The following is a 708-nucleotide window of genomic DNA, read 5'->3' on the forward strand; positions in this document are numbered from 1 at the left end:
CTGGCAGTGGATCAGAAGGAAGAATTGGTCCGGGATATTGTTGATTATGTCACCTGCGCAGTCTGTGCGGATGTTACGGACATGGAGGTGATGAACAGTATCGGTCTGGAAGAAATGGATGGGCTTGTCATTGCTACCGCGGAGAGTCTGGAGGCCAGTGTGATGGCTTTGATGATTGCTAAAGAGATCGGAGTTCCGTATATTCTCGCCAAAGCCGATGGCAGACTGAAAGGAGAGATACTCAAAAGGATCGGTGCCGATGAGGTGGTATATCCGGAAGAAGAGATGGGAGCAAGGACTGCCTACAATCTGGTCAGCGGGAAAGTGATGGATCTTTTTGACCTTTCCTCAAAGACGAGTATTGTAGAGATTCACCTGAAAAAGGGATGGGTCGGAAAAAATCTGCGCCAGCTGGACATCCGGGGGAAATACAACATCAATGTAGTGGCGATTCACAGCGGCGAGGACTTTAACGGAGCGCCGGATCCCGATCAGATTCTGAATGAACGTGACAGCCTGATCGTCATCGGGAATAAAGAGGACTTAATCAAGCTCAGATAAAGGAATAACTTATGATTACAACGGTACAGAATAAGCAGATCAGACAGGTGATAAAGCTTAAAAAAAGTTCCAGGGAGAGGAAAAGAACCGGATTATTTGTGGCTGAGGGCCTTCGAATTTTCCGGGAGATTCCGGAAGAGCAGAGGG

General features: G+C 47.9%; 1 protein-coding gene and 1 pseudogene. Both read left to right on the forward strand.

Going from position 1 to position 708, the window contains the following annotated elements; translation table 11 throughout:
• Window positions 1–561, forward strand: a 561-nt coding sequence (locus tag QVP35_RS09030; RefSeq protein ID WP_288187842.1) for a potassium channel family protein, incomplete at its 5' end; no start/stop codon positions are given.
• 11 nt (window positions 562–572) lie between these two features.
• Window positions 573–708 (forward strand): annotated as a pseudogene (locus tag QVP35_RS16620) (23S rRNA (guanosine(2251)-2'-O)-methyltransferase RlmB); the annotation flags it as partial.

Origin of the sequence: Anaerostipes sp. CAG:276 (assembly GCF_000432215.1) — a bacterium.
Lineage (GTDB): Bacteria > Bacillota > Clostridia > Lachnospirales > Lachnospiraceae > Anaerostipes > Anaerostipes caccae.